The sequence below is a fragment of the Pseudovibrio sp. POLY-S9 genome, from assembly GCF_001431305.1.
Taxonomy (GTDB): Bacteria; Pseudomonadota; Alphaproteobacteria; order Rhizobiales; family Stappiaceae; genus Pseudovibrio.
This window is the reverse complement of sequence record NZ_LCWX01000149.1, coordinates 1-3,448: the sequence shown is the minus strand read 5'-3', so window position 1 is coordinate 3,448 and position 3,448 is coordinate 1. Positions and strand designations below refer to the sequence as shown.

The following is a 3,448-nucleotide window of genomic DNA, read 5'->3' as shown; positions in this document are numbered from 1 at the left end:
GGGCTCCCCCAGCCATAAACGCCAGCGTTTGGTAGAACTCACCACTCAAGCCGTTTTGCCTTGCAGTCTTCGCCACCTTGTCGAAGTCTTCAAGGCCTTGCTTGGCAAGGGTCAAAGCACCGGCCAGAGACAGAGCCCCAGCTGCTGCCCCGGCAAATGGTAAAGAGCCGACTGATTTGAGAAGCTTTCCAGCAGCAGCGCTGGATTTCCTCATTTCCTGATTGAAACCACGAACAGCTTTTTCGTTCCGTGCAAAGCTGCCCTTGGTTTTCCTCTCCAAGCGGGCAATCTTCTTTTCCATGTCCGTTGTTCGGGCATCAAAAAGCGTGATTACTTTTTGGCTTCCATTGGAATTAGACATTATGAAGATCCATCAATTGTCTCAGCTCGTCACGATCTGAAGTGGTAAGACTGCTTCCATCTCCATTGCTGCCATTCACAGCAATCCAGCCCTCAACAGCTTCATTGAACTCCACCAGACTTGCTTTCCAAAAATCAGATGGCCTCCACCCCAGTGCTGGTAACCATTGAAGCCATTGCCGAAATGGAAAGAACTTTAAGGGCTCTCCACTTCGGCCTCGCCCTTTCCCTCAGACAGTTCCGGGAACAGTGCTGCTGTAATAGCTTCCTTCAACAGAGGTAGATAATTCGCCCCGGTCTGACTCTCCCAGGCCTGCTTCGCATCCCCCTCAATCGTGAGAGCTCCAAGACAAGCTTTCAACGTTGAAACTGACATCATGTCCATGTCACCAACAAGCTGCCCTAATGGCCGGCCATCACACGCCTGCTCCAATTGCTCCAAACGCTCCATTTCGGCGCAAAGAATAAGATCATGGCCATTGATCTGGAGTGCGACCTCACCCCGAACTGTGTTCGCATTTCGCATGACCTACTCCGCAGTGAAGGTAACTTTGCCCGTGAACTTGACGGAAATGCTGAACTCTGCTTCCCCTTCAACCTCACCTGAGAACTCAATGCTCTCAATAAGGATCACACCTGCATACTCACCAAGACCGGGAACGATGGTCTTGGCGTTGATCCGGTTTTGCTCCAGACAAGCTGTATTGAGCTGTTTGCTGGTCGCACTATCATCACTCAAACCTGACCCGGAAAACGAGACAGACTGAATACCGTGCACAGATGAGGAATAGACAATCGAGCCAGGGTCATCGCTGTCTGGTACCGTTGCATCCACCAGGGAGTTATTGATGGACAGGTTTCTGGTTTTAATCCCAGCAATGTTTTCAAACACTTCTGGATCTGCGCCATTTCCGAGTTTTAAAAGAATTAACCGACCTTTTCCGTCTGCCATATCTATGCCTTTCTGCAATGGAATTTCACCGTTATGACACCATGACGTGTGACCCCATCCGGGTCAGTCATGACACGCGTACTTTCAACAAACGAGAAGCAGGAACTCAGCCCTTCAACCACGAAGTCAGCATCGTGCAGGTTCCCATAAAGCTGTGCGATTATTTGCTTGGCCTCAATCTGATCGGAAGCACGAGACCAGATATGAAGATCAACAAATTCATGGGAGCCATATGCACCTGTGACATCATTGGGTATCGCCTGCCATTCCCCGATCTGGATGAATGGGTATCCCTCTTTACCAACTTCAGAGGTGTGGTGATCAAAGATGGACTTTGCTGCCGTTCCAGCATTTACAAGCGTTTCATAAAGCTTGGTCTGTAGAGCAACCGCATAATCATTCATTTGAGAGCGTCCTTGATTGCCTTGTTCAGCGCTCGGTTCATGCGCCCGTTATGGCGTTTTTTCATAAGCCTGAATGCTGGAAAGAAGAACGGTTGAGCTGGATGATGCACTGTTCCAAACTCCAGCCAGTGCCAAGTAAACCAAATAACGACCACCCAGCCGGACTGGCTTCCAGCGACCTGCTTTTCCCCCCAGTCCAGTTTGTCTTCCGATGTTGCTTTTCTGGATTTAAGGGAGCGGGACAATTGTCCGCTGCGTTGGGGGGCTGCTGCACTGGCAATGCTGGCAAGCTCTGTTGAGGATTTTTTTTGAACCTTTTCAATTTCCTGATCAACGCCAGGAGCAATTTTTCGAAACTGCGCCATCACCACATCAAGGTTTGAAGATACCTTCACACCATCACCCATCAGACTGCTACCCCACGTTCAAGCAGCAGTTCCAGCCGCCGCTTGCGCCTTTCAGGATCATGAATTGAGCGGATGTTGAATGTCTTGCCATCAATCACCGCAATATCTGCTTCGCTCAGATCAGCGGAAACAGCCGAATAACGAATGGAAAGGACGCCCATGGCAGAGGCTTCAATACGCCCGCCAGCAATCACCTCTTTGCCTTTGGACATTTGCAGCTCACCCACAGTCTTGAAGAGAAGATGCCAGGATGTAATCAGGCCACCAGAGCCATTGGCAACAGTTGCTTTGCGCCTGAAGGTGATCCTGTCTTTGAGACGGCCAGCCCGCATGATGATAGCCTTTTTAAATCCCCACCTACCCGATAAAGCGCCGGTAAGGTTCAAGCATGAATTTAGAGGAGTGAGGTACTGAAGTCGCAACTGATCCGATCACCACGTCTTCACGAGTAGCGTACATATGACCAACCATCATCATGAGTGCTGCATTTATCGCAGCGGGAACATCGTCAGGCTGTTCACCAAATCCAGTGACATACTCAACTTTAATGGGACGCCTCTTATCGGCATTCAGTTGCGGAAAAGAAAAGCTTTTTGCGACATGCAGATCAGTTCCTTCCACGCTGCTTTCTAACTCAAGCAGCGTGGGAGCAAGCTGCTTTGATACACCGCTTACATCCACATATGAGACTTCAGCACTGGAGACATCAGGAAACCAGAGTTTGAAGGTTCTGTTACCAGGCCAACAGCAATAGCTCTGTTCCCAGGTCTGGTTGATGAGGCACCGTTCAAGTTCCCCATGGTATCCTTCAAGACGGGAGACAGCTGCTCTCAAATAAGTTTCAATGAGAGCGTCATCTTCATCAACATCAACGCACAAATGTAGTTTTATATCAGCAACACTAATTGGCAGTATGGCCGGTGCCGTCTTCAATTTCGGAATTGAACTGCGGTCCATGTGGGCATCCAAGTAAAGTTAAAGGTCAGTCCTCATCTGCATCTACTGGCTCCCCTGCGTCTTCATTCGCAGGTCCAGTCAGATCGAGATACTTGATACTCTGCGCCTGCACTTGCTTGGCAGTGAGCCGTTTCAAAGGCGCATCATCGCCTTCCATCAGCGGTTTGGTGACCTTTCGGGTTTTGGCGTCCTTATCATCGACCTTGTAGACACACCCAAACCGGAAGGTGCCAAGAATGGTGTGGCGGGTTGAGTTCACTTTGACGAACATGCTTCTCTAATCGGGCGCTGAGGTCAAGCTCTTTTTTCCTTTCCGATCGGATCTAATCCATCTCCGGGTCACGCTTCTCTTCGCAGTCTGGGTCGCT

8 protein-coding genes are annotated in these 3,448 nt (G+C 49.9%); all 8 read right to left on the bottom strand.

Going from position 1 to position 3,448, the window contains the following annotated elements:
- The coding region (locus tag PPL9_RS32395) for a hypothetical protein (RefSeq protein ID WP_161831297.1) at positions 1–361 on the bottom strand (361 nt) is incomplete at its 3' end.
- A gap of 195 nt (positions 362–556) precedes the next feature.
- The gene (locus tag PPL9_RS14015; RefSeq protein ID WP_057463291.1) at positions 557–886 is read right to left on the bottom strand and encodes a hypothetical protein; all 330 of its coding nucleotides are present in this window, start codon (positions 884–886) and stop codon (positions 557–559) included.
- A 3-nt stretch (positions 887–889) separates the two neighbouring features.
- Entirely contained in the window at positions 890–1,312 is a 423-nt protein-coding gene (locus PPL9_RS14010; protein ID WP_057463290.1) for a phage major tail protein, TP901-1 family, read from the bottom strand.
- Between the two features lie 2 nt (positions 1,313–1,314).
- Positions 1,315–1,716, bottom strand: a complete 402-nt coding sequence (locus PPL9_RS14005) for a DUF3168 domain-containing protein (protein ID WP_057463289.1) — start codon at positions 1,714–1,716, stop codon at positions 1,315–1,317.
- Positions 1,713–2,111 (bottom strand): HK97-gp10 family putative phage morphogenesis protein, encoded by a 399-nt coding sequence (locus PPL9_RS14000; protein WP_161831295.1) that lies wholly within the window; start codon positions 2,109–2,111, stop codon positions 1,713–1,715. Before PPL9_RS14000 ends, PPL9_RS14005 begins: the two co-directional genes overlap by 4 nt.
- An 11-nt stretch (positions 2,112–2,122) precedes the next feature.
- Positions 2,123–2,455: a phage head closure protein gene (locus PPL9_RS13995; RefSeq protein WP_057463287.1), complete on the bottom strand. Its 333-nt coding sequence runs from the start codon at positions 2,453–2,455 to the stop codon at positions 2,123–2,125.
- A 25-nt stretch (positions 2,456–2,480) separates the two neighbouring features.
- Positions 2,481–3,080 (bottom strand): head-tail connector protein, encoded by a 600-nt coding sequence (locus PPL9_RS13990; RefSeq protein ID WP_057463286.1) that lies wholly within the window; start codon positions 3,078–3,080, stop codon positions 2,481–2,483.
- A gap of 25 nt (positions 3,081–3,105) precedes the next feature.
- Entirely contained in the window at positions 3,106–3,351 is a 246-nt protein-coding gene (locus PPL9_RS13985) for a hypothetical protein (RefSeq protein ID WP_057463285.1), read from the bottom strand.
- Between the last annotated feature and the right edge of the window lie 97 nt (positions 3,352–3,448).

Bases quoted from the DNA above. Each gene is read 5' to 3' on its own strand.
- PPL9_RS14015 (WP_057463291.1), bottom strand. From the start codon at position 886: ATGCGAAATGCGAACACAGTTCGGGGTGAGGTCGCACTCCAGATCAAT.
- PPL9_RS14010 (WP_057463290.1), bottom strand. From the start codon at position 1,312: ATGGCAGACGGAAAAGGTCGGTTAATTCTTTTAAAACTCGGAAATGGC.
- PPL9_RS14005 (WP_057463289.1), bottom strand. From the start codon at position 1,716: ATGAATGATTATGCGGTTGCTCTACAGACCAAGCTTTATGAAACGCTT.
- PPL9_RS13995 (WP_057463287.1), bottom strand. From the start codon at position 2,455: ATGCGGGCTGGCCGTCTCAAAGACAGGATCACCTTCAGGCGCAAAGCA.
- PPL9_RS13990 (WP_057463286.1), bottom strand. From the start codon at position 3,080: ATGGACCGCAGTTCAATTCCGAAATTGAAGACGGCACCGGCCATACTG.
- PPL9_RS13985 (WP_057463285.1), bottom strand. From the start codon at position 3,351: ATGTTCGTCAAAGTGAACTCAACCCGCCACACCATTCTTGGCACCTTC.